Source organism: Anabaena cylindrica UHCC 0172 (assembly GCF_034931625.1).
Classification (GTDB): domain Bacteria; phylum Cyanobacteriota; class Cyanobacteriia; order Cyanobacteriales; family Nostocaceae; genus Anabaena; species Anabaena cylindrica_A.
On record NZ_JAYGGY010000006.1, the window covers coordinates 46,232 to 71,638 of the forward strand.

General features: G+C 39.1%; 27 protein-coding genes. 12 read left to right on the forward strand and 15 right to left on the reverse strand.

Features of this window, described 5'->3' with window-relative positions:
• Window positions 1-227: 227 nt before the first annotated feature.
• Window positions 228-1,997, reverse strand: coding sequence for a pyruvate kinase (pyk, locus tag VB713_RS03075; RefSeq protein WP_323310118.1), 1,770 nt, complete (start codon window positions 1,995-1,997; stop codon window positions 228-230).
• Window positions 1,998-2,362: 365 nt separating this feature from the next.
• Here pyk and crtR point away from each other — a divergent pair, with 365 nt between their 5' ends.
• Window positions 2,363-3,244: a beta-carotene hydroxylase gene (gene crtR, locus VB713_RS03080; protein ID WP_323310119.1), complete on the forward strand. Its 882-nt coding sequence runs from the start codon at window positions 2,363-2,365 to the stop codon at window positions 3,242-3,244.
• A gap of 483 nt (window positions 3,245-3,727) precedes the next feature.
• Here crtR and VB713_RS03085 read toward each other — a convergent pair whose 3' ends face one another.
• From VB713_RS03085 to VB713_RS03095, 3 genes are all read right to left on the reverse strand, one after another.
• Window positions 3,728-4,066, reverse strand: coding sequence for a hypothetical protein (locus VB713_RS03085; RefSeq protein ID WP_323310120.1), 339 nt, complete (start codon window positions 4,064-4,066; stop codon window positions 3,728-3,730).
• 290 nt (window positions 4,067-4,356) lie between these two features.
• On the reverse strand, window positions 4,357-4,575 hold the full coding sequence (locus tag VB713_RS03090) for a type II toxin-antitoxin system HicB family antitoxin (RefSeq protein ID WP_323310121.1): 219 nt from the start codon (window positions 4,573-4,575) through the stop codon (window positions 4,357-4,359).
• A complete protein-coding gene (locus VB713_RS03095; RefSeq protein WP_323310122.1) occupies window positions 4,568-4,780 on the reverse strand; it encodes a type II toxin-antitoxin system HicA family toxin in 213 nt (70 codons plus the stop codon). Before VB713_RS03095 ends, VB713_RS03090 begins: the two co-directional genes overlap by 8 nt.
• 600 nt (window positions 4,781-5,380) lie before the next feature.
• Between VB713_RS03095 and VB713_RS03100 the strand changes: the two genes are divergently transcribed.
• Both VB713_RS03100 and VB713_RS03105 read left to right on the forward strand, forming a co-directional pair.
• Window positions 5,381-5,977, forward strand: a complete 597-nt coding sequence (locus tag VB713_RS03100; protein WP_323310123.1) for a type IV toxin-antitoxin system AbiEi family antitoxin domain-containing protein — start codon at window positions 5,381-5,383, stop codon at window positions 5,975-5,977.
• Window positions 5,974-6,930 (forward strand): nucleotidyl transferase AbiEii/AbiGii toxin family protein, encoded by a 957-nt coding sequence (locus VB713_RS03105; protein WP_323310124.1) that lies wholly within the window; start codon window positions 5,974-5,976, stop codon window positions 6,928-6,930. Before VB713_RS03100 ends, VB713_RS03105 begins: the two co-directional genes overlap by 4 nt.
• On the opposite strand, the gene VB713_RS03110 is transcribed toward VB713_RS03105, so the two are convergent.
• From VB713_RS03110 to VB713_RS03125, 4 genes are all read right to left on the reverse strand, one after another.
• Window positions 6,913-7,200, reverse strand: coding sequence for a hypothetical protein (locus VB713_RS03110; RefSeq protein WP_323310125.1), 288 nt, complete (start codon window positions 7,198-7,200; stop codon window positions 6,913-6,915). The genes VB713_RS03105 and VB713_RS03110 overlap by 18 nt on opposite strands.
• Before the next feature lie 40 nt (window positions 7,201-7,240).
• Window positions 7,241-7,642, reverse strand: a complete 402-nt coding sequence (gene aroH / locus VB713_RS03115) for a chorismate mutase (RefSeq protein WP_323310167.1) — start codon at window positions 7,640-7,642, stop codon at window positions 7,241-7,243.
• A gap of 115 nt (window positions 7,643-7,757) precedes the next feature.
• Window positions 7,758-8,579, reverse strand: a complete 822-nt coding sequence (gene sppA, locus VB713_RS03120; protein WP_323310126.1) for a signal peptide peptidase SppA — start codon at window positions 8,577-8,579, stop codon at window positions 7,758-7,760.
• A gap of 440 nt (window positions 8,580-9,019) precedes the next feature.
• Complete coding sequence (locus VB713_RS03125; protein ID WP_323310127.1) at window positions 9,020-9,316, reverse strand: hypothetical protein; 297 nt, start codon at window positions 9,314-9,316, stop codon at window positions 9,020-9,022.
• A 380-nt stretch (window positions 9,317-9,696) separates the two neighbouring features.
• On the opposite strand from VB713_RS03125, the gene VB713_RS03130 reads away from it, so the two are divergent.
• The 4 genes from VB713_RS03130 to plsY all read left to right on the forward strand — a co-directional run bounded on the left by VB713_RS03130 (window position 9,697) and on the right by plsY (window position 13,175).
• Window positions 9,697-10,494 (forward strand): MlaE family lipid ABC transporter permease subunit, encoded by a 798-nt coding sequence (locus tag VB713_RS03130; RefSeq protein WP_323310128.1) that lies wholly within the window; start codon window positions 9,697-9,699, stop codon window positions 10,492-10,494.
• Between the two features lie 172 nt (window positions 10,495-10,666).
• Window positions 10,667-11,053: a DUF3119 family protein gene (locus VB713_RS03135; protein ID WP_416242406.1), complete on the forward strand. Its 387-nt coding sequence runs from the start codon at window positions 10,667-10,669 to the stop codon at window positions 11,051-11,053.
• Between the two features lie 62 nt (window positions 11,054-11,115).
• Window positions 11,116-12,390 (forward strand): DUF3086 domain-containing protein, encoded by a 1,275-nt coding sequence (locus VB713_RS03140; RefSeq protein WP_323310129.1) that lies wholly within the window; start codon window positions 11,116-11,118, stop codon window positions 12,388-12,390.
• 104 nt (window positions 12,391-12,494) lie between these two features.
• The gene (gene plsY / locus VB713_RS03145) at window positions 12,495-13,175 is read left to right on the forward strand and encodes a glycerol-3-phosphate 1-O-acyltransferase PlsY (protein WP_323310130.1); all 681 of its coding nucleotides are present in this window, start codon (window positions 12,495-12,497) and stop codon (window positions 13,173-13,175) included.
• A gap of 23 nt (window positions 13,176-13,198) precedes the next feature.
• Here plsY and VB713_RS03150 read toward each other — a convergent pair whose 3' ends face one another.
• From VB713_RS03150 to VB713_RS03175, 6 genes are all read right to left on the reverse strand, one after another.
• On the reverse strand, window positions 13,199-13,726 hold the full coding sequence (locus tag VB713_RS03150) for a DUF1003 domain-containing protein (RefSeq protein WP_323310131.1): 528 nt from the start codon (window positions 13,724-13,726) through the stop codon (window positions 13,199-13,201).
• Window positions 13,727-13,767: 41 nt separating this feature from the next.
• Window positions 13,768-15,438, reverse strand: coding sequence for a phosphatidylglycerol lysyltransferase domain-containing protein (locus VB713_RS03155; protein WP_323310132.1), 1,671 nt, complete (start codon window positions 15,436-15,438; stop codon window positions 13,768-13,770).
• A 134-nt stretch (window positions 15,439-15,572) separates the two neighbouring features.
• Window positions 15,573-16,484 (reverse strand): alpha/beta hydrolase, encoded by a 912-nt coding sequence (locus VB713_RS03160; protein ID WP_323310133.1) that lies wholly within the window; start codon window positions 16,482-16,484, stop codon window positions 15,573-15,575.
• Window positions 16,485-16,556: 72 nt separating this feature from the next.
• On the reverse strand, window positions 16,557-17,510 hold the full coding sequence (locus VB713_RS03165) for an alpha/beta hydrolase (RefSeq protein WP_323310134.1): 954 nt from the start codon (window positions 17,508-17,510) through the stop codon (window positions 16,557-16,559).
• A gap of 10 nt (window positions 17,511-17,520) precedes the next feature.
• Window positions 17,521-18,354, reverse strand: coding sequence for an alpha/beta hydrolase (locus VB713_RS03170; protein ID WP_323310135.1), 834 nt, complete (start codon window positions 18,352-18,354; stop codon window positions 17,521-17,523).
• Between the two features lie 9 nt (window positions 18,355-18,363).
• Window positions 18,364-19,278 (reverse strand): polysaccharide deacetylase family protein, encoded by a 915-nt coding sequence (locus tag VB713_RS03175; protein ID WP_323310136.1) that lies wholly within the window; start codon window positions 19,276-19,278, stop codon window positions 18,364-18,366.
• Between the two features lie 539 nt (window positions 19,279-19,817).
• On the opposite strand from VB713_RS03175, the gene der reads away from it, so the two are divergent.
• The gene (gene der / locus VB713_RS03180; protein WP_323310137.1) at window positions 19,818-21,182 is read left to right on the forward strand and encodes a ribosome biogenesis GTPase Der; all 1,365 of its coding nucleotides are present in this window, start codon (window positions 19,818-19,820) and stop codon (window positions 21,180-21,182) included.
• Window positions 21,183-21,248: 66 nt separating this feature from the next.
• Window positions 21,249-22,178: an energy-coupling factor transporter transmembrane protein EcfT gene (locus tag VB713_RS03185; RefSeq protein WP_323310138.1), complete on the forward strand. Its 930-nt coding sequence runs from the start codon at window positions 21,249-21,251 to the stop codon at window positions 22,176-22,178.
• A gap of 63 nt (window positions 22,179-22,241) precedes the next feature.
• Here the strand turns inward: VB713_RS03185 and cysK are convergent, their stop codons facing one another.
• Window positions 22,242-23,183 (reverse strand): cysteine synthase A, encoded by a 942-nt coding sequence (cysK, locus tag VB713_RS03190; protein WP_323310139.1) that lies wholly within the window; start codon window positions 23,181-23,183, stop codon window positions 22,242-22,244.
• A gap of 1,066 nt (window positions 23,184-24,249) precedes the next feature.
• Between cysK and VB713_RS03195 the strand changes: the two genes are divergently transcribed.
• From VB713_RS03195 to VB713_RS03205, 3 genes are read left to right on the forward strand one after another with little or no spacing between them, the layout of a single operon-like run.
• Window positions 24,250-24,678 carry a hypothetical protein gene (locus VB713_RS03195; protein ID WP_323310140.1) on the forward strand — a complete coding sequence of 143 codons (429 nt, stop codon included), beginning with the start codon at window positions 24,250-24,252 and terminating at the stop codon, window positions 24,676-24,678.
• Between the two features lie 36 nt (window positions 24,679-24,714).
• A complete protein-coding gene (locus tag VB713_RS03200; protein WP_323310141.1) occupies window positions 24,715-24,978 on the forward strand; it encodes a hypothetical protein in 264 nt (87 codons plus the stop codon).
• A gap of 2 nt (window positions 24,979-24,980) precedes the next feature.
• Entirely contained in the window at window positions 24,981-25,292 is a 312-nt protein-coding gene (locus VB713_RS03205; protein ID WP_015216892.1) for a hypothetical protein, read from the forward strand.
• Window positions 25,293-25,407 lie beyond the last annotated feature (115 nt).

The following is a 25,407-nucleotide window of genomic DNA, read 5'->3' on the forward strand; positions in this document are numbered from 1 at the left end:
TTATTATCTAAATCCTGTAAATCCTAAAATCCTGTAAATCCTGATTCAGACAAGTTATGTAATTATTATAATGAATCTGACGATAAAAACAGAATCTTAACTCTAGCATTTGCTAATAGTCAAATTCCCTATCGCCAGATTTATGACCGAGTCACATTTGAAAAACCAACAGTTTAGAAATTAAAAAAATTAAAAACCAACAATTATTTGTTTTAATTTTTAATTATTTACGGTGTTCCCACCGCCCCAGAGTAAACTAAACCTCGTTGCATATCCAAAGTCAAAATAGCCCCATCTTTAATGACCTTTGTCGCTTCCTTCACACCCACAATGACTGGTACACCGAGACGTAAACCAATTACGGCTGCATGACTTGAGAGACTCTCTTCTTCAGTAATAATCCCCCCAGCTTTGCGGATTGCTTCGACAAAATCCACACCAGTACGGGATGCCACTAAAATATCGCCAGGGTTAAAGTTACTTGCATCCATACCAGTATTAACTACCCTAGCTCGACCACTGACAGAACCTTGTCCTAGACCAATTCCCTGACCTAGTATGGCAGTCACTACTTCCACCTTAATCAAATCTGTTGACCCAGAAACCCCCTGAAGTGTACCAGCAGTCATCACTACCAAATCACCCTCAGTTAAGAGATTTTTTTCCTGGGCAACATTGATAGCTGCTTGGAATGTCTGACCTGTGGAAGGTAGTTCTAGCACTAACAGCGGTCTTACTCCCCAGACCATTTGCAATTGTCGCGCTACGTTGACATGGGGTGTGATGGCTAAAATTGGCGTTTTGGGGCGAAATTTAGAAACGTTGCGAGCTGTAGCACCGGTTTGTGTCAAAGTCATAATTGCCGCTGCGCCCAAATTTTCAGCAATTTGACTAACTGCTTGGCTAATAGCATTGGGAATAGAACGCCTGTTATCTCTTGACTGACGGGAGTTAGCGTTGAGGGTTTCTTCCTGCTCAATGCGTTCTGCTATTCTGGCCATTGTGGCTACTGCTTCCACCGGGAAACTACCAACAGCAGTTTCATTAGAAAGCATTACCGCGTCTGTACCGTCTAAAATCGCATTTGCCACATCGGAGACTTCCGCACGGGTAGGACGGGGGTTGCTGACCATGCTATCTAGCATTTGGGTAGCAGTAATGATGGGAATGCCCAAACGGTTGGCTGTGGAAATTAACCGCTTTTGTAGCACGGGTACATCCTCTGCTGGAACTTCTACCCCTAAGTCACCTCTAGCAACCATTACACCGTCACACAAAGACAGAACTGCTTCCATTTGTTCAATGGCTTCGTGCTTTTCAATTTTGGCAATTACGGGAACATTTTTGCCTGTGCTGGAAATTAATTCTTTGATTTCGATGATGTCTTGGGGGTTACGGACAAAGGAAAGTGCTACCCAGTCTACACCTTGGTCTAAACCGAACATCAGATCCTCTCGGTCTTTGTCGGTCATGGCTTTGACTGATAAGTAAACTCCCGGAAAATTTACACCTTTGTTATTAGAAAGTTTACCTGGTACAGTAATGCAACAATGCAAATCGCCTTTGTCCTGGTTGATGTCTTCTACGACCATTTCTACTCGTCCATCATCGAGGAGGATTTTGGCACCGACGGGGACTTCATCTGCTAAATAATCGTAGGTAACGCAACTGATTTCTTGGGTTCCTACGACTGGACGATTTGTTAAAGTGAAGCGATCGCCCTTCGCCAAAATTATAGAACCATTTTCAAACTTACCCAAGCGAATTTTTGGCCCTTGCAAATCTTGGAGAATTGCTACTGGTCTATTGAGTTCAAACGCAGTTTGCCGAATTAGGCGAATACTACGCTGATGGTCAGCATGAGTTCCGTGAGAGAAGTTTAGCCGCAGGGTTGTTGCACCCGCTTCAATAATTGCCTTCAGCATTTCTGGACTGCTGGTAGCAGGCCCAATAGTAGCAACAATTTTGGTTCGGCGCAGAGAATCTCTTAATTGCATAGGGGCTGATTTCAAAATAATCTATCTGGGAAGTAAAGTAATCGTATATTAAGCGGCATCTCCTTTTCAGTCACTGCTATATCAATGATGTCAGCAGTTAGAGAAGGAATTAGCGGGATAGACTAGATATAGTACACTAATCTTATCGGCATCCCCTTTAAGGAAGATTTTTGCCATGAAAGCATTAGCACTGTTTACACCTTAATCGTCAGTAAATACATAGGTCTAGTCTGGAATCATAACGCCATTCATCTGCTAATCAGCAAAGACAGCAGATAAATCTTGTCATATAAAACTTTATATAACTTTACTCTTTACTAAGATTTGTCGTATATTCGTAATATTTGATGAAGAAGGAGTTAGTAATGCTCACGTCGGAGGCACAAAAGCCACTGACAATCCCAACCAAAGAACTTTTAGCACCTCCTGGCGATTTTAATCCCACACTACTGCTGTTTTTTGTAGTGGTGACAATGTTGGTGTTATCTAACTTTGGTTATTGGGTTTGGGAATGGCCTCATTGGCTATGCTTCAGCATTAACACTCTGGCCTTGCATTGTTCGGGGACTGTGATTCATGATGCTTGTCACCAGTCAGCCCATCGCAACCGTGTGATTAATGCCATGTTAGGACATGGTAGCGCCTTAATTTTAGCTTTTGCATTCCCTGTCTTTACAAGGGTACATTTGCAGCATCATGGTAATGTCAATCATCCCAAAGATGACCCTGATCATTATGTCTCTACAGGTGGGCCATTGTGGTTGATTGCAGTCAGATTTTTATACCATGAGGTATTTTTCTTTCAACGGCAATTGTGGCGGAAATATGAGTTACTGGAATGGTTTATTAGCCGTTTAATTATCATTACTATTGTTTATATTTCTGTCCAATATCATTTTTTGGGCTATATTCTCAATTTTTGGTTTATTCCAGCATTTTTGGTGGGGATAGCATTGGGGTTATTTTTTGATTATTTACCCCACCGTCCGTTTGTGGAAAGAAGTCGCTGGAAAAATGCCCGCGTCTATCCTGGTAAGGTTCTCAATATCCTGATTTTGGGGCAGAATTACCACCTCATTCATCATCTTTGGCCTTCGATTCCTTGGTATAATTACCAACCTGCTTACTATATGATGAAGCCGTTGCTGGATGAAAAGGGTAGTCTGCAAACTTCCGGGTTATTGCAGAAAAAGGACTTTTTTGAGTTCTTGTATGATATTTTTCTGGGAATTCATTTTCATCACTGATTTGTTGAAAAAGAGACGTTTCATGGAACGTCTCTACAAAGTATAAAGGGTTTCTCTATGCTGCGTTACAAACTGTCGGTTCTAACGCTCTCTAATACACTCATTAAACCTAGTGTGGAAAACAGTATTTGCATTTATTCAGGATATAATTTCCGATCAACTCATTGGTATCATGCCAGTAGAGTAGGATTTCTGTCCCATTAGGAAAAAGGTGAATGGGAGTATTGTTGTCTAGATTATAAATACCCAAGTATTCTTCTAAATTTGCGGATGTAAGATTGTGAGAACCAAAAAAATTTCTTAGACTTAGACCCACTATATGTAATTCTTTGCTTACTGGATTGAGGATGTAGTTGTAGCCATCACTCATAAACTCTTCGTATTGTTGAATATTCCTTGATAATCTAGTTCTTGCAATTCTACGTCTTGGAATATTTGCAACTCTTGGATTTATCATATTTCACTATTGCACTCCCTCTTAAATTAATTACCACTAACAATTTCTTTTAGCTTGCGTTTTAGGTCGCTAGAAATAGCTAAACCATCAATTTCTCTACACAGCTTTTCTATAGACTCTTGTTTGCGACGCTCATTATAAACTGCAATAAGTATTGCTTCTATACCATATTTACCTAGAGCATCAGAAACCAATGCTGCTATTCCCAGTAAACCAATACCACCTAACATACCAAATGGACCACCAAGTGTTGCTAAAGCTGTTGTGATAGCAGCAGCCCCTACAAGACCAGTAGTAGCCATTGTAACTACAAGTAACACACCAGGCAAGCCCAAAGCGGCAACCTTTCTAACTACTTCATCCATAATTTTTCTACTTACTAGAATGCTTTCTGATTTATTTTATCAATCAAATATCCGTCCCTAAACTCTGCGCGTAAATCACCTCAATATTGCTACCAAATTGCAATTTATCTAAGGATTCTGTAACCAAGGATCGCCCGATTTTGTATTTCATACCAACGCTGGGACTATAATATACAAACTATTGGCTTGGCAATAACAGTAATTATACGTAATAATATGATTTAATCAGCCCAAAAACCAGGTAAAATAACCCAATAACGCTGGTTGGGTTATTTTACTCCAATTCTTGCCTATGCTGCTTGACAAACTGTTGGTTCTGGAAGCGGATCACCCGCAGCTTCGTAAGCAATAATGAGAGAGTCTAAGGCTTCAATTCCATTCGTTACTGCTAACTCGTAAGTATCCCCATGAGTGCGCCAGCGTTGTCCTGGAAAGTCAGGGAATCCTACTAAGAAGCAATTATCTTCCTCAGACCACTGAATTATCATTTGGTACTTGAGTTTATTCATCTTCTTTCTTATCCACTATTGACTCAATTGCCTGTTTTACTTCCTTTTCTTGGTAGCGTTTAGCATCTGCTCCGTCTTTGCCTGAAATCGTTACCTTTCCATAATATAGGGGATGTATCCAGTTAGTATGACTTCCTTTTCCTGGTAGTTCTGTAAAACCAGCCTGGACAAGCATTTGCTTAAGCTGTCTAATTTTTTTTGGCATATATTATAACAAATTATAGATTATCAAATAATTTATCCGTCAAGTTTTGACTACCCTCAGCCGTTCAAATATGCTAAGGATCAAGTGTTGTTTATCTTTTGCCTTTGCCTTCCAATTTCTTCTCAGAATTCAGAGGGTTGCTTGGAATCATCAGCCTGAACATAGACAATCTAAAGTAGTGGGCAGAACTCTTTACACATAGGGAAGATGACAATCCTCCTGTACAAGAGCAAAGTCAAGGCCAATTAAACCCAATGTCAGAGCAACGAGCTTACAGTTATTCAATTTATTCAAAATAATGTATTTTTTGTAGTAGTTCATAAAACTGAGTTAGTCTCAGCTATTACACAGCTTAACACAAGTTCACTAAAAATTCAATCAAATTATAAAATTTTTTACATTTATAGCTTTAAACATCAAAATACTTGTATTCAAAGACTTTCAGCAGATTAAGTTGCGTCTGACAAGGTTAAGTAAAGGTTAAGTATTTTCCTTGACTCATAGATTTGGCAAGCATTTGTGACAAAATGTAGGTATTTGATAAGTACTAACTGCAATTCATCACAAATGTAAAATGACAGGTAAGTAAACTATGTAATTATGTCGAAAACAGATCAAATACTGAGTTACGCTTCTCAAACAGGTGTAATTAGAGCAAAAGACATCGCAGCAAAAGGTATTCACAGAGAGTATTTGAAACGCCTGGAAAACCAAGGAATACTTGTACGTTCTGCTCGTGGAGTTTACACTTTAGCAGATGCAGAAATTACAGCAAATCACACCCTAGTTGAAACTGCAAAAAGAGTTCCTAATGGAGTAGTTTGTCTTCTATCTGCGCTCAGTTTTTATCAGATAACTACACAAGCACCTTTTGAAGTTTGGCTAGCAATTCCTCAAAAATCTCGTCCTCCTAAAGATAATCTTCTACCACTAAGAATCGTTTATATGTCTGGTAAATCTCTAGAAGAGGGAATTGAAGAACATATCATAGAAGGCGTGCCAGTTAGTATATATTCTTTGCCAAAAACAGTTGCTGATTGTTTTAAATTTCGTAACAAAATCGGTCTTGATGTTGCTTTGGAAGCATTGCGCGAATGTTTGCAAAAAAGAAAATTTTCAATGGACGAAATCTGGCATTATGCCAAAATTTGCCGAGTACATAATGTAATGCGTCCTTATCTAGAATCACTCACATGATATCGAAAAAGCCTATTAATATTGCAGCATCTATCCAAGCTAAATTATTGACTTTAGCTAAAAAAAGAGGTGAAGATTATAATTATTTATTAACGCGCTATGTTGGAGAAAGGTTGTTATACAGGCTCAGTCAATCTCCATATCAAAAACAGTATATTTTAAAAGGTGCTACTCTTTTTAAAGTGTGGAATGGAGAACCTCACAGAGCAACAAAAGATTTAGATTTACTGTGTTTTGGCAATAATGAAATTGAATATTTAGTAAATGTTTATCAAGAGGTTTGTGCAATTCACTGTGAAGAAGATGGAATTATCTTTTTACCAGAGTCAGTTAAAGGAGAATTAATCAAAGAAGATCAGGAGTATGAAGGAGTCAGAATTAAATTAAAAGGGAAATTAGTTAAAATTGAAATTACTATTCAAGTAGATATAGGATTTGGTGATGCTGTTACGCCAGATGCTGAAGAAGTAGAAATAGAACCTATTTTAGATGCGCCAAAAGCACGCTTACGAATATATCCTCGTGAAACAGTAGTTGCTGAAAAGTTTCAAGCAATGGTTTCTCTGGGGATAAGAAATAGTCGGATCAAAGATTTTTATGATATTTGGTTTCTTTGTCAGAATTTTAAATTTAAAGGAGACTTACTTCGTCAAGCATTCATCAACACTTTTCAGAGACGGAAAACAGAAATACCAGTCAAAGAACCTTTAGCTTTAACTGAAGAGTTTGCTAATGATTCGGATAAGCAAAAACAGTGGCAAGCGTTTAAAAATAAATTAAAAATAGTAGATACACCGAATTCATTTGGTGAATTAATTAACGAAATTAAAGATTTTATTATGCCACCTTGCCTAGCTGCGGCTGAGAATGAAACCTTTGACAAATTATGGAATACATCGGGAAAGTGGGAAGATGTAAATAATTTATTTATTTTATCAAATATCCGTCCCTAAACTCTGGGCGTAAATCACCTCAATATTGCTACCAAATTGCAATTTATCTAAGGATTCTGTGAAAAACACAAAACCCTTATACGCAGTCACATATTTATATATTTTCGTAAAAAAACCTTCACTGGTGACAATGACAAGCGGCTCTTCACCTTTAGAGAGAATATTCAAAAAAGCATCTAACTTCACGCAAATACCAGTTCCTCGATGAGTGAAAATACTCCCACCAATAGCAGCAGGTTGAGCTGCCGCGTCACCACTGTAATAGCTCATTTGGCGCTAACTTTTACATAACATTATTGACCTGCTGATTTTAAGCTTTTGTTTTAATTACTGGCTGTGAGGTTTGTAACGTTTGTGATAAACCCCAGTCTGGGCGCAATTTTGCCGCTTGACGTAAATAAATGTGGTGAATGGGGGCGGAAGTTGGTAAATAGGCGTGAATTAAAAACCGAATGCAACGCTGTAAACTGCCCTCAACGTGCATTTGCTGGACATCTAACATAGCCACACTATCCCATAAAGGACGACTGCGAGCGATCGCGGCTGGGAAAATAGCATCTAAATCCCGTGTGACAGAAAAAGTAACGCTGATCATTTCTGTTGGTTGGAGTTCGTTCCGTTGTTCCAGTTCATCAAGCAGTTCTGTCACCGCTTCTCGGATTGCTTCCACGCTATTATCTGCAACGGTTGTTGCACCACGAATCGCTCGCATTTGCCATTCCACTTCCAAAATCCTCCTAAATTTTAGTCCTTGGTCATTAGTCATTAGTCATTAGTCATTAGTCATTAGCGCAAAGACTATCAACTAGTGACTATTGACAATTAATTTACGGTCTATACAACCACAAGGGTAAACCACTTGTAGACATTTCAAATTCGAGCCAATCAATTCCAGCCGCAATTCCTGATTTCTTCAGACGACTCCCAGGTAGAATTCGACTCAACAATGGTTTACGTTCTTCTAGCGTATAGCAAGGAGTTTTTTCTGGATCAAGTCCGACTAATTCGGCCGTCCAACGACGTGCATCTTCTTCTGTTCCCAAGCGGTCTACAACGCCCAATTCTAAGGCTTGCTCTCCGGTGAAGATGCGGCCATCAGCGAAGGTTTTCACAGTTTCTACATCCAAAGAACGTCCTTCGGCGACGGTTTGTACAAACTGCTGATAACTGACATCAATCAATTGTTGCAGAATGTTCTCCTCTGCTTCTGTCAGTTCCCGATCAAAAGACAAAATGTCTTTGTAGGGGCCAGACTTAATCACCTTAAAGGAAACACCAATTTTTTCTAGGAGGCGTTCTAGGTTATTTCCCCGCAGAATCACACCGATACTGCCTGTAATCGTGCCTGGGTTAGCCACAATGTGTTCTGCTCCCATCCCGATGTAAACGCCGCCAGAAGCCGAAATATTGCCAAAGCTGGCGACAATTTTGGTTTTTTTCTGCAACCGTCTTAAGGCGCTGTAGATTTCTTGGGAATCTCCTACTGTCCCGCCAGGACTATCTATGCGTAACAGTAAAGCTGGAAACTTCTTTTCCTCTACTGTTTTCAGAGCTTCTAATACCCGTTTGCGTGTAGCACTGGCGATCGCACCAGTAATTTCAATCCGAGCAATTTGTTTACGAAATCTGGGCTTAAAAGGCCAAACCATGAGCAATCCAATCACCTATTAATAGACTTAATATAAGATGCCTAGCGGTCAGACGACCTCCCTCAATCTGTTAAGAAAGGTGAGTAGGCATAAGACTATTTAAAATCTTAAGGAAAATTTTAGATTTTGCGTATAGTTTTATTGGCTAGATTTTTGCTATATTTCTTCGTAAAGGAATATGTATTCAAACACATATTTCTCTAATAAATATTTGCAGTGGTTAGACACAATCACACATTAAAGCTGTGGTGTGAGGTAATTGCAGTCTGACAGCAAAGCCTGGTCATTAGCCACGAGTTGCTAAAGACTAGTTTGGATATGAATATAAATACTTGGTCGTACTAAAGATAACTAGAGTTACAAACAGCTAGGAGGATATTTTTAGTAAAGCTTAACTGGGCTGTAAGTTATCTAAAGACATCAGAAAGAGAGATCGATATTTAGGAATCAATGCGGAGAATTTGACAGCGGTAATAAGCATAGATATCAAACAGACCGCCAACAAAAGCGCAAGTCAGACTAATGACAAACAGACCATTAAGGGGACTACCAGTACCAAAGGTGGCGAGAAAATGCAAAATCTGATCGGGGATATTCTCAGTTATGCCTTGTAAGCCTGGGATGTAACCAGAAAGGCATAAAAAGACCAGTGTACCGCCGACGAAGAAAATAGGCGCGATAAAACTGAAAACAGTGGTGAGTACGAGAGATCTGAGAAAATTAGCAAGTATGCTCATGATCAGGCAAGCTCCGGAAGTAATTTAGACGATGGCTGAATAACTGCACGTCATCTTCTACAATAAGTGCGATCGCTCCTGAACATTCAATATGTCAAAAATCTTAAGTTTTCATTAAAAGAGAAACCAAGCATTTTCATAAAAAACTGCCGCTAATTAAATAGCTTATAAACTCCAAAATCCTTGATTTATCGAACTTTTATCTACAAAAATCGCATTAGGATACATTGCATTACGCTTAGATAATAGCTTAATTTTATGAGAAAGTATTTAAAGTAAGTTAACGTTTGAACCGAAAAGAAGAGAGACAAAAAAATTCATGAAAAATGAGCTATGACTTTCGCTATTCTTAAAGCAGTTACCGAGTTAGCTAAAGAACATTGAGCCAGACTATATCCAAATTCAGTTTAGGAGCATGGAGTCAGCGATTGCTGGCAGCGATTTTTTTGGGTGGACAAATAATAATTCACCTCCTCAAGGGCAAAATCCATAGGCGCAACACCCTAGAGCAATTAGCCGCAGTTGGGCCAGATTCCCTATTTATCGCCTTAATCACAGCCATTTTCGTAGGTGCAGTATTTACTATTCAAGTAGCGAGAGAATTTATCAACTTTGGTGCAGGAAACATAGTTGGCGGAGTTTTAGCAGTAGCCTTGACAAGAGAACTCACACCAGTGCTAACAGCAGTGATTTTGGCGGGACGAGTTGGTTCTGCCTTTGCAGCAGAAATTGGGACAATGCGAGTTACAGAACAAATTGATGCCCTGTTAATGTTAAAAACAGACCCCATTGATTACCTCGTGATTCCCAGACTCCTAGCTTGTTTATTAATGCTGCCCATCTTAACCCTGCTATCTTTAGTCACCGGGATGTTTGGGGGATTGATCATTGCCACCAACATTTACAATCTCTCAGATACAGTATTTTTAGACTCAGCCCGTAACTTTCTGGGTATCTGGGATATCTGTAGTGCGATGATTAAAGCCAGTTGCTTTGGTGTTTTAATAGCCATCATCGGCTGTAGTTGGGGTTTAACCACAACAGGAGGAGCTAAAGGTGTGGGACAATCAACCACAACAGCTGTTGTTACCGCCTTGCTGATTATTTTTGTTAGCAACTTCTTTCTTTCTTGGTTAATGTTTCAGGGGCCTGGTAGTGGATTAACACAAGGGATGTGAAGGAGGCAGGGGGCAGGGAGAAAATTATTTATAATCTCTTCCCAATAACCAATAACCAATAACCAATAACCAATAACCAATAACCAATGACCAATGACTAATGACCAATGACTAATGACCAATGACTAATGACTAATGACTAATATCTACTGACAAAGCAGGAGAAAAAATTGTGACCAGTTCATTAGCGCCTAATTCTACCTCGACCGTGGAACTCAAGCCAAGTTACAATATCCCTGTCATCTTGGTGCTTGCAGCCATTCCCTTACTGCTAGTACAACCTTGGGTAGGAGGAGTATTTACAGTGATGGGTTTATTTTTGATGTTGCAGGCTGTAACACTGCGTTGTCAATTTACCGCCACCGATTTTGATATTTACCGAGGGGAAAAATTAATTCGGCGATTTCCTTACCAAGAATGGCAAAACTGGCGAATTTTCTGGAATAGAGTTCCCATCTTGTTTTACTTTAAAGAAATTAAGAGCATTCACTTTCTACCGATTTTATTTGACCCCAACGCCCTAAAATCTTGCTTAGAACAGCGTTGTCCACGTATTTAGTGCTTTAAGATTGTATATTTCTCAAAGCTATTTATTCGCATCATAGGAATTGACTATTGTTTATGAACCCAGAGGAATCTCAAACCCCAAAACCAATTGATGAATGGTGGGAAGAAACGCCAGAACAAAGTCCTACAGGTGAAAACCCAGAAATTATATCTTCTGAGTCAATACAGGAAACAGAAGCACCAACGTCAGCAGATGAACCACAAACAGATGATGTGTCTTTTCCATCATCCATTGCTAATACAGAACCCGAAGATTTCACAGCAGAATCTAAAAGCGAGTTAGTGCCACAATTAGCAATAGAAAATGGGGTGCTGGATTCAGAACCAGAGCTTAATTCACTATATGCACAAGTAGGGCAACGAGTAGCCGATTTACAAGCAACTGAAGCGTCACTAAAAGCGGAAATATCCCAATTGCAAGCTACTTACAAAACCCTTCAGGGACAAGTAAGTGAAACCCAAACGGCACTCTCGAAAATGGTGCAAGAGTCCTTAGTGCTGTTAGAACAACGTAAACAAGCGTTGCAAATTTCTGTAGAACAACTAGAACGCCGTCAAGAACGGATTCGCAATGAAATGCGAACTACCTTTGCGGGAACATCTCAAGATTTGGCAATTCGGGTACAGGGTTTTAAAGACTATCTCACAGGTAGTTTACAAGATTTAGCATCAGCAGCAGAGCAATTGCAATTGGTTCCGGCTGTGAGGGAACGAGAAAAACCAGCGGCGAAAGAGGCTAAACCTGTTGAACAACAGCCACCTACATTGCAACTTGCCCAACAACAGTTTCAAGATACAACCAAACAAATTCGCCGTTTAATTGACCAATACCGCAACCAACCCGATTATTATGGTGCTGTGTGGCAGTTGCGACGCACCTTTGAACCAATTCATGCAGAACGAGTTTCTAATTGGTTTTTCACCTTGGGGGGACGGGGTGCTTTACGGACAATGGGTAGCCGCTTGCAGAATATCTTGATTGCATCGGCGGCGATTTCCATATTACACAAATTACATGGCGATCGCACACGCACTCTAATTTTAGCGAATACACCGGAACGTTTAGGTGAATGGCGACGCGGTTTACAAGATTGTTTGGGAATTGGTCGCCCAGATTTTGGACCCGACAGAGGTGTAGTTTTGTTTGAAGCACCTACAGCTTTAGCCCAAAAAGCAGACCGATTAGTTAAAGCCAATCAATTGCCTTTAATTATCATTGATGATTCAGAGGAGCAAATTAGCTTAGGGCTGTTACAATTTCCTTTGTGGTTAGCTTTTGCACCTGACCCAAAAAACATGAGAAATCGGGATTTTGATGACGAATTTTAATTTGGTGATTGGTCATTAGTGATTGGTCATTAGTCAAGATATTTTAATCTAGACTAGTGACCAAATAATTACAAATTATTTAGAATTTTACTTTTTGAATTATTATGGCTATTTGGTTAAGTTTTTGTGGTGCTGTTGTTTTATTAGCTTACCTATTGGGTTCTTTCCCTACTGGGTATATTGCCGGGAAGCTGTTAAAAGGTATTGATATTCGGGAAGTTGGATCTGGTTCAACAGGTGCAACAAATGTATTGAGAACTTTAGGGAAAGTTCCAGGGGCTTTTGTGTTATTAATTGATTGTTTGAAGGGAGTTTTAGCAATCAATCTCGTTGATACTTTATTCAATCTAGCACCTAGTCAAAATTTAATTCCATCAACATTAAATGTAGAACTATGGCAACCTTGGTTAGGAACTTTAGCAGGATTAGCTGCCATTTTAGGGCATAGTAAATCAATCTTTCTCAGCTTTTCTGGGGGTAAATCTGTAGCTACTGGTGTGGGGATTTTGTTAGCCTTAAGTTGGCAGGTTGGATTATCAACCATAGGAGTTTTTGCTGTTGTTTGTGCAGTATCTAGAATTGTGTCTTTAAGTTCTATTGCTGGTGCTGTTGTTGTTTCTATTCTGATGGTAATTTTCCATCAACCTTTACCCTATATTTTACTTGGTATCGCTGGGGGTTTATATGTAATTGTCCGTCACCGCAGTAATATTGAGCGATTAATTGCGGGTACAGAACCAAAAATTGGGCAGAAGGTAGAGACGGAAACGGAACAAACAGCATAATGCAATGCTTGAAGTAAGTCCTATTAATTATCAATTATACGTGCAGAAATTTCTGATAACTTACTTTCTATCAAATGCAACTGTTCCTGATGTGCTTTTAGAAGTCGCGTAATTTCAAAAATTTCATCTTCCCGCAACAGATTCATTTTGTCGTGTAGCAATTCAATTTCTAATTCTGCTTTCTTATTTACTTCGTAGTCATATTTTGCATCTTGGCGATCAATGGTAGCTTGACGGGTCTGACTCATCATGATGATAGGTGCAGTATAAGCTGCTTGAAAGGATAACATTAGGTTCAGTAATATAAATGGATATGGATCCCAATGGTTAACGTAAGCTGTTACGTTAAAAATAATCCATAGTAAAAGCAAAGTACTTTGAATGATAATAAATCGCCAAGAACCAACAGTATCAACTACTTTATCAGCCAACCTGTCGCCCAACGTTCCCGGAAACTTAGGTGGGTTTTGTGCGGGTTTGCGATCGCGCAAATGCTGTAATAATTTATATTCTTCTGTACTAACACGGGCGCGTAAAGGCTTTTTTTGCATATTGGTTGCGGTTGATTGCCGTTGGTTTAAAGTGTAATCGATTAGGCTCCAGGTTTGAAATAATCGAGGAGGCGATCGCCTGAATCAGCACGAATCAAAGCCACAACTATATCTGGTAAGGCTGCTAAACTATGGTATACCAAATAGCGCGGTTCCCAAGTGGGGTGAAATTTGTCTTTATAGGCGTGCAAACCTTGGAAGTTGTAAAAGCCGTTTAAATGTTCGTAAAGATAATGTAGAACTTTTTCTAAGCGGCGTGACTCTAAATTTTCACCAACTCCAGCAAGGGCAGAAAGACCAAAATTAAAAGTATCATAACCTGCTTCTTTGAAATGCTGGAGCAGGGAAATAAATAAAAAGTCCATCATGCCATTTTCAATGTCGGAACGATGGCGCATCATGTCAATAGTGATTTCATTTAATTGATATTCTGGCAAAACGTTTGTAAAAGCCACCACGTTACCAGTAGAATTATGCACAACAGCAATTTCACAATCACGTAGATAAGCTTCGTCAAACCAACCTAAAGAAAAGCGTTTTTCCGAACCCTGCGCCATTTTTAGCCATTCATCACTGACAGGTTTAAGTTGGTGTAACAATTCATGGGTGATTGGTGGTTGATAAAAACTGACTTGATATCCGAGTTTCGTTAGCCGATTAATTGATGGTCGAAAGTTTTTACCAGCTTTGCCTTGTAAAGTAAAATTTTTCAAGTCAACGATCGCTTCTTCACCAATCTTGAGTATCCTGAATCCTAGAGAAATGTAGATGTCTAGCTCGTCGGGTAAAGTTTGATAAAAGGCAGGATACCAGTCATTCCGCTGGCAAAACTGCTGAAAACCCACAATCACCTCAGGGCGGTCTTCAATAGATCCAATAGGGTCTCCTAAAGCGATCGCACCTCTACCTTTAGGCACATAAGCAATGACACTTTTACCTGAAGGACTAAAAAAGTAACTTTTATCGCTTAAAAGTGTAAAGGCTGCTAAAGAACAGCAACCATATTGCTCAACAATTTCCTTAGCTTTTTGTCGGTCTACAGAATTTGCAGATTTCTGCAAAAATACTGGCTGTAATAGCATCACCACTGCAAAAGTCATCGTGCTGACAGCAATAATATAAATAGAATCAGCAAAGAATCCACCAAATTTAGTTTTTGGTTGCAGTCCTAAATTATCCTCAGTGAAAAACATTGCCAAAGTCTGAAGTATGGCATCTTTCCAATTAAAATTTTCAGTAAACTTGCCATCTAATAAATAAAATCCGACTGTCCCGTATGCCAGAGTAAAAAGCAAAGCACCTATTAATACCCGCACACCTCTAGCAATGGAAGGGCGGTCTGATTGGGCTGTAAAAACATGGCGCATTAAAAATAATTGCACCAATAAAATTCCAGATAATATACTCTCTTCGTAATCTAAACCTTTGATTAAATGGCTAAAAATAGAAACAACTAGTAAACAAATTGTCAGCAACCAAGCAACTCGCTTGCGGCGTAATAAGTTAGTAGCAAGTGTTAGCAAAACGAAGCCAGTTAAAGCTGCAAAAATATGCCCAGTAGCACGAATTTCAAAGGGTAAAAATTCTCTTAACCAATGATTACGTCCATATAGATTAGGTGTAACTGCTGATAAAACATTTACCACTCCTACTAAACCTGTTAGGATTGTTACACTCCAAAGTCCAATTCGAGTTTTTAAGTTATGAGTCATTAGTTATTTTCAATTAGTAGATATTATCTATATTAATTTGAGTTGAATTATTTTCAGAAATTACGCTAGTGTCACTCTTAATATCCTTTGTAAAAAACATTAGACTCGATAATTCAGTAACAATAAACAGATTTTTAAAGTCCTGATTTTTTAAATGTTTTAAACTGTTCTCCCACATAAGAAAGAGAATCTTGTAAATGTTTATGAAAGTAATTCCAGCCAATATCTGCACCAGATAAACCATGACCTCCAGGAAAACCATAGAACACATTAGCAATACCTAACTTGTCTAATGTTTGGTGGAAAGTTTTAGTAGCAGCCAAAAAATCAGAATCATTTAAACCTGCATCCAGATATATACGCAATCGCTTCCTATCAGCAACAGATAGTTGTTGTACTATTTTTTGTGGGCTATTTTGGGGACTACTATCATCTGTAAAATAACCGCTATGACTAAATAAAATATTGAACTTGTTGAGATGGCGTAACCCAATATTAAATGCTCCCCACCCACCAGAAGATAGACCTCCCAACGCCCAAAATTCTGGTTTTTCTAGGGTACGATAACGTGACTTGACAACCCGGACTAATTCCGAACCAATCAAAGTGCCAATGTTGCCATTAGCCCCATCATAATAATCGGGATCATATAAAGGACTAGAACCCCGATTGTCATTACCATCTGGTGTAATAATAATTGATGGCGGTAATTTGCCAGTTTTATACAATTCATGCAGTACATTCATGATGGCATATTTATCAGCATAGGCGCGGGCATCATCATGACCACCGTGTAATAAGAAGATAACTGGATAGCGGTTTTGGGGATTTTTGCTATAGTGAGGGGGCAAAATCGCGCCATATTGACGAACTGTACCCATAGCTTTTGAATTGAAGCTTTCTAACTGAAATTTTAAGTCTGTATCTGCTTGCTCTTGGGGTGGATCTAGTTGTGGCGCACCTAAAATAAAAACATAGTAATATGCTGTACCGCTAAGAATAGCGATCGCTCCTGCCAAAGTAATCAAAATTTTAGAAATTTTCATATAAATTTATCTCCAATTAAATATAATATGCTAATTTTTAGCAAAGTTTAAGTGTACTGCCTTGAGAAAATACTAATAATGTTGTTGGTTTGGCGGATGGTGAACGCCAATATGATCAGCAGCGTGTGCGATTTTAGCATTCCGAAATTGCTCACCGACAAAAGTCAGAGAATCTGCTAAATGTTCCTGCCAGTATTGCCAAGTATGGCCACCAGGAAACTGCCGAAATAGGTTATAAACTTTTTGTTGGTTAAGAACTTGAACAAATTCTTTAGCATGATCAATTTCTTCGGTATCTGATCTGCCTGAATCTAGATAAATTCGCAGACTTTTTTTGGCTTGGGGAGAAAGAGTTTTGATATAAGCTATAGGGCTATTTTGTGCGCCGCTCTGATCTTGAAAATAACCACTATGACTAAATAAAATTGAGAAGTTTTGCCAGTTGTGTAATCCCACATTCATAGCGCCCCAACCACCAGAAGATAATCCACCTATCGCCCAAAAATCGGGATTGGGTAATGTGCGATAGCGACTTTGCACGACTTTCACTAATTCATAGCCTACTGCTGTGGCAACTTTGCCATTAGATCCATCAATATATTGGGGGTCCCAATAAGGACTAGAACCGCGTTTGTTGTTACCATCAGGCGTGATAATTATACTGAGTGGTAATTTATCTGTAGTATATAGTTTTTCCAGGGTTTTAAGGGCTTGTCCTTTTTTATCACTAAACCAATCAATAGGTTCACCGTGGCCACCGTGGAGGAGAAAAATTACCGGATAACGTTGTTGCGGATTTTGTTCATAACCAGGCGGTAAAGAAACACCATAAGTGCGTTTTCCGGGTATTATTTGGCTATCGTAGCTTTCAATTTTGTAGGTGAGGGAAGTAGCTAAGGCGTTGGCATTTGGTTGTGAAGGGAGGAGGGAAGTTGTTGTTTGTGGTGGTATAGCGAAACCTTGGGAGTAATTACAGCCCACTAAAGTGAATACTGAAATTAGTAGTAGAATTTTTTTGGACTTCATAATTTATAAATTAAGGATTGACTTGTTGTTTTAACCAATTTGCGATCGCATAATTAACTAATTCTGCACACTCGGCCATAACCAAATGTCCCGCATTGGCAAAATGTAAATGAGTACCGTTCATAAAGTGACTCGCCAACTCATCTCCCATTTCTTGGCTAAACATGGGGTCTTTTCCCGCAGTAATTACTAAAGTTGGGATATGCAAATGCTGCGGTAACGGGTGACGAGTAAAAAAGTTATAGTCCCAAAAAATTTTTAAGGCTTTGTAAGCATCAAAATCAGTGGGGACGGGGTTTTCGGCAAAAAATCGCTCCATGACACTATGCCGATAAGAAGTGGAGAGAAAGTTATTCAATACTTGCACCCCTGGTAAATAATAAAGATATCTACCACCCCAAGCCTGTAACTTTGTCAAAGGGATTTCCCACCAAGGCGCTAAATCGTGACTACCACCAGCAATGGCAATCATTGCACTAATTTTATGGTGTTGGGCAAATTCTAAACCAATGGGAACGCCATAACTATGACAGCATAATATAGGCGACTCAATACCAAACTTGTGCAACAATCGCTGTAAATCCCGGCAATGTCGCCCAATAGAATAACGAGAGTAACGACTAGACTGTCCATGTCCTGCTAAATCATAGGCAAGAATCTCCCAACCTTGAGTTTGAGCAAACTCATATTGCGCTCTAAAATTAAACCGATTACCCATTCCGCCATGAATAAAGACTATTGACGGAATCATGCCAGGACTATAGCTAACTTGCAAATCTACTCCTCGCCGCAGGTGAATTGTAGAACCAGTTAGAGCATCTTCAAAAGACTCATCATTTGTCATGGATAATCGCTACATTACTGGCTGGGAATTTGGTGGTTGGTTCTTTTGCTCTTCAGATTGCATTTCCAGCAGTTCAGGAATCGTCACAAATTGATAGCCTTGAGCCTTGAGACCAGTGATAATTGCTGGTAAAGCCTTGACAGATTTGATCCGGTTGCCGCCACCATCGTGGATTAGGACAATTGCACCTGATTTGGCATTTTTCAACACATTTTTAATCAGCATTGGCACTTGAGGCGAATGACGTTCAGCGTCTCCCGACTCTTCTGACCACATCATCACAACATATTTATGATTTTTGGCGTATTGGGCTAGTCCATTATTCAGAAAGCCTCCGGGCGGACGAAACATAGTTGTTTTCTGTCCTGTAGTTTTGTAGATAATTTCTGCTGTGCGATCAATTTCACTAGCCGCAGTAGCTACATTCATTCGGCGATACCAATGATGCCATGTGTGATTACCAATGGCATGACCATCAGCCGCTACCTGCTTGGCAACTTGGGGAAAATATTTCACCATTTCCCCAATCATAAAAAAGGTGGCTTTAATATTATTTTGCTTGAGAATTTCTAAAATCTGTGCCGTATTTTTTGGGCTGGGCCCATCATCAAAAGTTAAGGCGATAACTTTCTCCTTGGCTTTCAGTTTCGCTTCATAAACAACTATGCCCTGAAATGCTTTTGGTATTAAATTTTCCTCATTTGTAGGAGTCATGGCTTGTGTAGATGGACTGATGATCTGGCCATGAGTTGCTCTAGCACTTTCAGATTTTAATTGTTGAATTCCTAACAGATGCTCAAACCCGCTGGGGTTGATCAGCAAACTTATACCTACAGTAATAGTCGCAGTAATCAATGTAATAGTTACTAATTTAAAAATTATAAATAATTTACGGATGGACAACCGCCATATATCTTTAAACATGGTTCATTGCTACATTCTTAGCCTAGAATTTGGTCGTTATTGATCAAGATTTGAAGCTGGTGATATGAAAATACTGTGTCAAAGTAACGGAAAATTTGCGAATGATTGATTGTAAGTTAGTAATCAACGCAATGAGGATTTAAAGAATGCTGAAAAAGCTGCGACTCAATATTAGTCGTTTATTTGGCTTGTTGCTCCTGGGGCTTTCTGTGTGAGCGATCGCTCATGAACTACACTCATGAACTACATGAGTATAATTATATCCTCAATTGTAGAGAAGAGAATCCCCAGGCATCGAACGTTTCTACAACGGTTCACTGAAGATGCATATTTGATGTGAACTACCGGATTTTCTGTTGCGCTCCTTATTTAAATTTGGCGGCTAATGATCTGAAAATATAAAAAATTAAATAAAGACTTAATCTGGAAAATACTGAAAAATGTGATATGATTAGTAGTTCTCTAAAACAGTGCTGGGTGAAGAACGTAGAGATAAAACTCAGCACATCTACAACACTCAGCACGAAGAACTCTAGTTTATGGCACTGCCAATTGTTGCAATTATCGGTCGCCCAAATGTGGGCAAATCCACTCTGGTTAATCGTCTCGCTGGTGATCAAGCAGCGATTGTCCACGATGAATCGGGTGTGACACGCGATCGCACTTATCGTCCAGCATTTTGGAGCGATCGCGAATTTTCAGTAGTAGACACAGGCGGTTTAGTCTTTAACGATGATACCGAATTTCTCCCCCTAATTCGCCAACAGGCATTAATGGCGCTCTCAGAAGCCTGTGCAGCGATTTTTGTAGTGGATGGGCAAACAGGCCCCATGCCCGCAGATCAAGAAATTGCTGATTGGTTACGTCAACAAACCGTACCAATTTTCTTGGCTGTCAACAAATGTGAATCACCAGATCAGGGCTTAATTCAAGCTAGTGAATTTTGGGAACTGGGTTTAGGTGAACCTTTCCCGATTTCGGCAATTCATGGTAGCGGTACTGGGGAAATCCTGGATGAATTAATTAAGCACGTCCCTGATGTCAAGGATGTCCCTGAAGATAATGTGATTAAAGTCGCCATTATCGGTCGTCCCAATGTAGGCAAATCCAGCTTACTGAATGCTTTTGTAGGCGAAGAAAGAGCGATCGTTAGTCCTATTTCCGGGACAACTCGTGATACAATTGACACGGAAATTGAACGGAACGGGCAAACCTACCGCTTAATTGACACCGCTGGTATTCGCAAAAAGAAACATATAGAATACGGTACGGAATTTTTTAGCATTAACCGCGCTTTTAAAGCAATTCGCCGCGCCGATGTGGTTTTATTAGTTTTAGATGCTGAAGATGGTGCTACAGAACAAGACCAAAAATTAGCAGGACGAATTCTGGAAGAAGGTCGGGCTTGCATTATCGTAGTTAACAAGTGGGATGCAGTCGAAAAAGATTCTTACACTATCTACGACTACGAAAAAACCCTAGAAACACGTTTACATTTTACCGAATGGGCAGACATAATTTTTGTCAGTGCCACAACCGGACAACGGGTAGAAAAGATTTTAGAATTGGTGAATAAGGCAGCGGAAGCACACAAACGCCGTGTCACCACCTCCGTAGTTAATGAAGTCCTCACAGATGCAATTAGCTGGCATTCTCCACCAACTTCACGGGGCGGTCGTCAAGGTAAAATCTATTACGGCACACAAGTAAGTAGCCAACCCCCAACTTTTGCTTTATTTGTCAACGATGCTCAACGCTTTAATGACAATTATCGCCGTTACATTGAAAGACAGTTCCGCAAACAATTAGGATTTGATGGAACTCCAATTCGCGTATTTTGGCGGAGTAAAAAAGTCCGAGATGCAGAAATTGGCAATCTCAACCGAGCAACTCGCGTAAAATAGTATTCACTGGTCATTTGCTCATTACTTATGACCAATGACCAATGACCAATGACCAATGACTAAAGAATGGATTTACTGCGATCGCTCCCCCTTGGACTATACTTAGAACAACCAGAAACTTGGCTACATAGGCTAGATCCGCGAGTCAAGTTAGTTTGGTTGTTAAGCTTTCTCACCAGCTATGTTGTAGCTAACAACTATTGGCGGGTGTTGTTGGTGGCATTATTAATTATTTTTACCTTATTTGCCAAAATTCCGCTGCGAGTATGGCGGCAACAAATGGGCTGGCTGCTGGTGTTATCATTTATGGTGTTGGTTCTCGGTTCTATGAGTCCTGATGGACTAGCTATAAATTATCAATCACGCTTACCAGCTAATGAAAAAGTTTTAACTCAGCCAGCAAATGCTCAGAATCGCCAAGTGAATTTAGAGCAAGCCAGAGGTAATCAAGAATATAACTATGTATTATTTCACAAAGGACCAATTAAAGTAAATCGCCGTTCTATAGATTTAGCAATTAGCCTGAGTACAATAGTTTTTACCTTAATTTACAGCACTAATTTATATTTGTTAACAACCGCACCAGAAGAAATCACTTCGGGAATGGAAAGCTTAATGCAACCCTTGCGGAGGTTTAAAATCCCAGTTACAGAACTGATGTTAACTCTCACTTTATCTTTGCGGTTTATTCCTTTAGTTTTAGAAGAAGTCCAAAATCTCATTCGTTCTGTGATGACGAGAGCAATTAATTGGAAAAAGCTAGGATTAAAAGGAGGAGCTAAAGTTTGGTTAATTGTGATTGAGCGACTTTTAGAAAATCTGCTTTTGCGTGCTGATCAAATGGCAAATGCAATGATGGTCAGGGGTTTTACCAGTCCAAATGAGCATCGAGTCAAATGGCAAGAATTACGATTGAAAAGAGGTGACTGGTTAGCGATCGCAATTTTAATCGTATTTTGGGGACTGAGGATAGCTTTTGGGACAGCAATTTCTTAACAGGTGCAATATTGTAGAGACATTCCAGGGAACGTCTCTACAGGGCATTCAACCCACACATATTTAATTTTTTAATTCTTGAAACATCGCCGTACTCAGGTAGCGTTCACCAAAAGAAGGCTGAATCATGACAATTAACTTACCTGCATTTTCTGGGCGTTTACCTACTTGAATAGCCGCACACAAAGCCGCACCAGATGATATCCCTGATAATAAACCTTCTTCTTTAGCTAATCTTCTACCATAGGACATTGCTTGATCATCACTGACACGAATCACCTCATCAATCAATTCTTGACGCAACACATCTGGCACAAATCCCGCACCAATACCTTGGATTTTATGGGAGCCGGGTTCACCTCCAGAAAGAACGGGACTGTTGCTAGGTTCAACCGCAATCACTTGAAAACTCGGTTTGCGCTGTTTAAGTATCTCTGCAATACCAGTAATCGTTCCCCCAGTTCCTACCCCAGCAATTAAGATATCTGCTTCCCCATCAGTATCCGCCCAAATTTCCTCAGCTGTCGTTTCTCGGTGAACTTTGGGGTTAGCTGGGTTGCAAAATTGTTGCAGCATGAAGGTATTGGGAGTGTTAGCCACAATTTCCTCAGCTTTGCTAATTGCTCCCCGCATTCCTTGGGGGCCTGGTGTCAACTCCAAAGTTGCACCATAAGCACGCAACATTGAGCGTCTTTCTTGGCTCATGGTTTCTGGCATTGTTAAAATCAATTTGTAACCACGAGCCGCAGCTACCATTGCTAAAGCTATTCCTGTATTTCCTGAAGTTGGTTCAACTAAAACGGTTTTTCCTGGGGTAATTAAACCATCTGCTTCGGCTGAAAGTACCATACTCAAACCAATACGGTCTTTGACTGAAGCTGCTGGGTTCATGCTTTCTAGTTTGACAACTATTCTGGCAACTACTCCCTCAGCTTGGGGAATTTTGTTCAGCTGAATTAAAGGGGTTTTGCCAATAAGTTCTGTTACGTCTTTAGCAATTCGCATTTATTAACTCCTAATATTCTAAATATTACTTTTCCGTCTTTGCTTATAATAATATGTTTTTACTTATTTATTTTGTAGTTAAGTAACAGTTAGTTAATTAAATATTATTTTGCCAGAAATAGTTATGATAACTGGGTTTTAAGTAAATAGCATAATTGCATACAGCGCTAGAAGGCTGAATATTTGCTACTAAACTTGTATCAATTATTTTGAAATTAGGTGTGATTTCCAAGGCTATATAAGTCAGAATAATTTAGTCATGTCAAGGTCAGATCATAGAATTTAAGAAATTTAATTGTTTTTTTGAGTTGTTTGGTTTATTTTTAATTCAGGTCTACTTTGTCAGGATATATTGTTATTTGAGTACAAGATTTTAGGACTAATAATCACCATTAAATATTCTCAAACATCGGCTACTAAAGCATTAAGTTGAGTACAAAAATCCCCGTCCCCTATCTGATAAATGCTAGTACCTCCTCCTGAAAACACTAGCACCTCTACCCCAAATATTTTTTTAAAGTCTTACTGGATCAGTTTTATAAGCTTTGAGTACTATGTTAATGATTTTAATAATCTTAATTCGGCTGGGGTAAACTGTGTTGAAGAGAGGTGACTGCTATAAACGTTAGTAGGATTTACGCAGAGATTCCCCTCTACCCCCCGAAATTCCTAGATGAAAGTCTAGAGAACTAGGGGGGACTTCTTAACCCTAGTTTGATAGAAATCTCTATTCAAAAGCGGTTAAATCCTGTCAGTATTAGTCAATACTAAATGGAGTGTATTTGGGATTTTTAAATTTTCACTTGCTTAGTAATAATTTATGAGTATTTTGCACAAATAGTGGTGATTCATAAATCTGCCAAGTTTAGATTTGCAGTTTGAGATTCACAGATAATTTTTAAATTATTTGAGATGTTTTTAAATAATTGGGTGTCATCTACTAAATGTATATTTAGAATCTAATACTTGATGCTTGTTTGAGAATTGGCAAAAGGAAGGTGCAGCAATAAAGCATAAACTATATTTTCTTACTGGGTGAATAGCTACCTAGCAAGGGAGAGCGAAGATGAAATTAAAAATTTTAAATGTGCTAACAGTAGGTTTGGTTACTTTAGCAGTGCTTTCTCCAGGGATAATCGTCTTTAATTTAATTTGGGGACGACATATAGAGTTAGTTAAGACACAGAATTTATCTTGTCAAGTCACCAATATTAATAAAGGTTCTGAACCTGCATTTCTCCAGCCAGAGAGCATAAATACTCCCCACTCTCCAGCTAACAAAAAATTATCCAAACGTAATTTTTTTGTGCAACTGCAAATTCTAGTGGAACAGTATAAAATCGCTACAATTTTGCAATGGTTGGTTTTGGTTACACCTATTTGCATTGGCTTAGGCATTATTGTTTATGACAGGTATCTTGTCTATCGTACTGCTGTTCTCAAAGCACAAGTCGAAATGTTAGAAAGACTTTGGCAACAGAGTATTGAGCAATAATTTTCAGTTTTCTCATCCACCATAAACTAAATTATCATGACAGACGAACGCCAAACACAGTATTTTAATTTGATTGATGAACTGTTGCAATGTCCTAATGGTCAGGAACCAGAAATTTTAGAATCTCAGCCGGAATTGGTTGATTCTGGGTTAGTACATTCAATGCTACAAGTAGCTACTATGTTTGCCCATGAAGGAAATCAAGATGGCGCTCAATTTTTGTTTTTTGTAGCCAAAGAGTTAGCTAAACAATTGGGGTTATATCCTGAAGTTTCCAATGAGGTTGCACATCAGGAGTAACAATGTTATTGACTTCAACTGATGCTGGACAAATAGCGCTAGAGTTCATCTTGGCAGATTGGAACATCTCAGAAAATTATCGAGATTGGTTTACTATCTTTAACTCGCGATTAACAGGTGAGTTTTGGTACATTGTGGAATTGGGTGTTGAAGGTTTTCCTGATAAGTGGTTTATCCAAGTTTATGATACAGGAACTTGTGACCCCAATTATACATTTAGTTCTCCTATTTCTGGTTCTGAGGGATATCTGGATTTAAAAAATATTCCAGATATCATAGCTGATGTTTTAGTTGCTGAACGCAATTCTCGCTAAGTAAAGTTCAAAATTTATTTTTGCTATTTCAAAATTTTGAATTTATTATATATGGTCATTATATAGAGGTGGTACTTTCATAAAAGTATCCCTCTTTTTTTTGAGAAATTTTCCA